Source organism: Tsukamurella soli (assembly GCF_039541155.1).
GTDB classification, from domain to species: domain Bacteria; phylum Actinomycetota; class Actinomycetes; order Mycobacteriales; family Mycobacteriaceae; genus Tsukamurella; species Tsukamurella soli.
Genome location: NZ_BAABFR010000190.1, coordinates 1 through 3,901 on the forward strand (window position 1 = coordinate 1; position 3,901 = coordinate 3,901).

The 3,901-nt window shown below is 71.1% G+C and carries 2 protein-coding genes; one reads left to right on the forward strand and one right to left on the reverse strand.

All coding sequences use genetic code 11. From position 1 onward, the window contains the following. On the reverse strand, positions 1-288 hold a 288-nt coding region (locus ABD908_RS26710), incomplete at its 3' end, for a hypothetical protein (protein WP_345001839.1). Positions 289-436: 148 nt separating this feature from the next. Here ABD908_RS26710 and ABD908_RS26715 point away from each other — a divergent pair. Then, on the forward strand, positions 437-3,676 hold the full coding sequence (locus ABD908_RS26715) for an SNF2-related protein (protein WP_345001841.1): 3,240 nt from the start codon (positions 437-439) through the stop codon (positions 3,674-3,676). The last annotated feature ends 225 nt before the right edge of the window (positions 3,677-3,901 follow it).

Consider the following 3,901-nt stretch of genomic DNA (forward strand, 5'->3'; position numbering starts at 1 on the left):
CGCGCGGTGGCTGCGCCGGGCGGCCCGCCGCGCGGCCAGCCGCCGTAGGATGCTGCGGCGCCGGAACGGGATCACCCGGCCGTCCGCGGCGGCTCGGCGGATGGTGGGGATGGTAGCTCGCGGCGGACGCGGAACGAGGAGTCGAGGCTCGAGCAGCGCCACCTCGCCGTCGTCGAATCGGACGCGCAGCACGCCGTCCGTGCGCCGCGACAGCACCGTTCCGTGCCATGCCTGGGCGGGGCCCTCGGCGGCCACCCGGCCGCCTACGAGAAACAGTTCTGCTTCCATGGTTTTCCAGCGTAATCCCGGTAGTTGTGGTAGCGCTCGGCGGCGAGAGTCGGTGTGACGTGATGTGGACGACAGGCACGAGCGGCGCCGGCTGCGCACGGCCCGGCGTCGACGCCAGGTGTCGTACCCCCGTGGCAGCATGAACCGCATGCACCGACTGGTCGACGAACTCACTCGCGAAGTGATCCTGCGAGACTTCGGCGCGCAGACCACTCTGCAGGGCTTTGCGCTCAGTCGTGTGATCGTCAGCGTGACCTACCAGGAGGTGGGAACCGACCTCCTCGTCGTGGAGACCACCGTTCCCGGCCCGCCTCCGGTTCACGTGGTACTCGATCTGTTCTGGGACGGTCACGGGCTGGTGCTCACGTCGGACTGCACATGCCCGGCCGAAGAGGACTGTCTGCACGGGGCCGCCCTCGCGCTGAGCCTGATGGGCCTGGGAACGAACGCCGGCGTGGCCGACCGGCGGCCGCAGTGGCAGGCGGGGCTCGACGCGCTGCTCGCCGACCTCGGGACACCGTCGGCGCCCGAACACGCGCCCATGCCGATCGCGTTGCAGTTCGAGACGGTGACGCCGGACAAGCGAGGCTTTGCAGATCCGACGGACCGGATCGCCATGCGGGTGGTCCGCCGCGGAAAGAGCGGGAAGTGGGTCAAGTCGGGGATCTCCTGGCGGGACGTCGGTGCGCGGTTCGACGACCGTTACGACGACGTCGCGGTGGCGGCCCTCGCGGCGCTGAAGAACTCGCTCCAGGATCCGGGGTACTACTACGCGAGTGCCGCGCCGACGCTCCGCGAGGCCGGGCCGGCGTTCTGGGCGGCGCTGAACTACGTCATCGACTGCGGAGTACAGGTGGTAGGAGGGGGCGCCCTCGACGGCGTCGAACTGGTGGACGGCACCGTCGAGCTGCGAGCGGACGCTGCGACCGACGGACAGGGCGACGTCCGGATCGCACTGGGCGTCGACCTCGAGGGCCGGTTCGTCTCCGGCGAGGACCTGGTCCCGATCGGCCGGCCCGCGCACGGGGTCGGCGTGCTGTCACCCGGGCAGCGGCCGGGCCGCTCGGTGCTGCAGCTGGTTCGGCTCCATCACCGGTTGCCGGAGGTCGTGAGCGACATCGTCGCCGACGCGGGGTACCTGACGGTGCCGGTCGCCGACCGCGAGAAGCTGGCCGAGAACTATCTGCCGCGCCTCGCGCGTGCACTGCCGGTCGGCTCGACGGACGGCACCGTCACGTTCGCGACGCCGGAGCCCCCGCGGCTCGCGCTCCTGGTGGAGTGGCAGGGGCACGACCGAGCGGCGCTCGACTGGCAGTGGCGCTACCGGGCCGGCGATCGGGACCGGATCTTCGCGCTGACCAGCCGGGACGGCATGGGGGACGTACGGCTGCTCGATACCGAGCGGGCGCTGCTCGCGGCACTCGACCTCGACGAGTTCGCGCGGGAGCTGCTGACCGATGCGGCCGGGCTGATGCCGCGCCGGCAGCTGCGGGGATTCGAGGTGGTGATCTTCGCGGGCACGGTGCTGCCCGACCTGCGGGAGCGGGTCGAGGTGCATGAGACGGGCGACCAGACCACCTACGAGGAGGTGCAGGAGCCACCCGAGCTGACCTTCGACCTGATCGGCGACGAGACCGCCGCCGATACCGACTGGTTGGACCTGCAGGTGCGCATCGATGTCGCGGGGGAGTCGGTGCCGCTGCCCACCGTGCTCGCCGCGCTCACCATGCACGAGCCGTTCCTGCTGCTGCCGAGCGGGCGCTACCTGCGCACCGACATCCCCGAGTTCGAGCGGCTCGCGGATCTGGTGGAGGCTGCCGCGCAACTGCACGACCGCGGTGCACGCGATCGCCTGCGGGTGGGCCGCGGCGATCTCGGGACGTGGGCCGCGCTGGACGATCTGGGCACCGTGGACGCCCGCGCCGCGGATTGGGTGGCCGCCGCTCGGAAGCTGCAGGAGTTCGACGGCCTGCCCGAGATCGAGCCCACCGGCGTCGTGAGCACCCTCCGTGAGTATCAGCTGACAGGTTTCCGCTGGCTGGCGTACCTGTGGGACGCCGGCCTCGGCGGGGTCCTGGCCGACGACATGGGTCTGGGAAAGACGGTGCAGACACTCGCGCTGATCGCGCACGCGCGAGTCGCCGGCGCGGGCACGTTCCTGGTGGTCGCGCCGACCAGCGTGGTCGACGCCTGGACCCGGGAGGCGGCCACGCACACGCCGGGACTCACGGTGCGGGCGGTGACCGCGCTCGCCGGTCGCCGGGGCACGTCGCTCCGCGAACTCGCCGACGGTGCCGACGTACTGGTCACGAGCTACACGCTGTTCCGGCTCGAGTCGGACGCGTACTACGCCCGGCGGTGGGGTGGGCTGATCCTGGACGAGGCGCAGGCGATCAAGAATCGGCAGGGCAAGACGTATCAGGCGGTGCGGGACCTGCCCGCGCCGTTCCGGCTCGCGATCACCGGCACGCCGTTCGAGAACCGGCTGATGGAACTGTGGTCGCTGCTGTCCGTGGTGGCACCGGGCCTGTACCCGCGGGCGCAGCAGTTCACCGATCTGGTCGCGCGGCCGGTCGAGAAGGAGGGCGACCAGGTGGCCCTGCAGCGCCTGCGCCGGCGCATCCGGCCGTTCCTGCTGCGCCGCACCAAGGAGCTGGTGGCCGCCGACCTGCCGCCCAAGCAGGAACAGGTGCTCGAGGTGCCGCTCGGCCGCGCACACCGGCAGATCTACGACACATACCTCCAGCGGGAACGACAGAACGTGCTGGGGCTGGTCGACGACTTCGACCGCAACCGCGTCCAGATCTTCGCGGCCATCACCCGACTGCGGATGATGAGCCTCGACCCCGCGTTGGTGGACGCCGAGTACGACGCCGTCGGCTCCGCGAAGATCGACGCCCTGGTGGAGCACCTCACCGAGCTGGCCGCCGAGGGTCACCGCGCGCTCGTATTCAGCCAGTTCACCAGGTATCTGGCCCGGGTCAAGACGGGCCTCGACGCCGCGGGGATCGGCTGGGTGTACCTCGACGGCCGCACCCGCGACCGGCCGGCCCGCATAGCGAGCTTCCGAGACGGGGACGCACCGGCATTCCTCATCAGCCTCAAGGCCGGCGGCACAGGACTGACGCTCACCGAGGCCGACTACGTCTTCGTGCTCGACCCGTGGTGGAACCCCGCCGTCGAGGCGCAGGCCGTCGATCGTGCGCACCGGATCGGCCAGACCCGGTCGGTGAATGTCTACCGCCTGGTGGCCACCGACACCATCGAGGTCAAGGTGATGGAGCTCAAGGAACGCAAGGCCGCGCTGTTCGAGCAGGTGGTGGGCGGCGAGAACGCCGACATCGCCGGGATGACGGTGGACGATGTCCGCGGGCTGTTCGAGGCGTGAACGAGGCCGTGTCGTGGGCGGATCCGGGTTTCGAACGCGCTCCGGGGGTGGTCGGCTCCGCGCCTAAGGAGGAAACGCGCCTAAGGAGGAAACGCGCCTAAGGAAGAAAACGCGCCGAAGGAGGAGATATGACCGCACCGATCGCCGTCACGGGAGCGACGGGACGCCTGGGCGGCAGGGTCGCCGCGCGCCTCGCCGCGCGGGGTGCGCCGCAGCGGCTGGTCG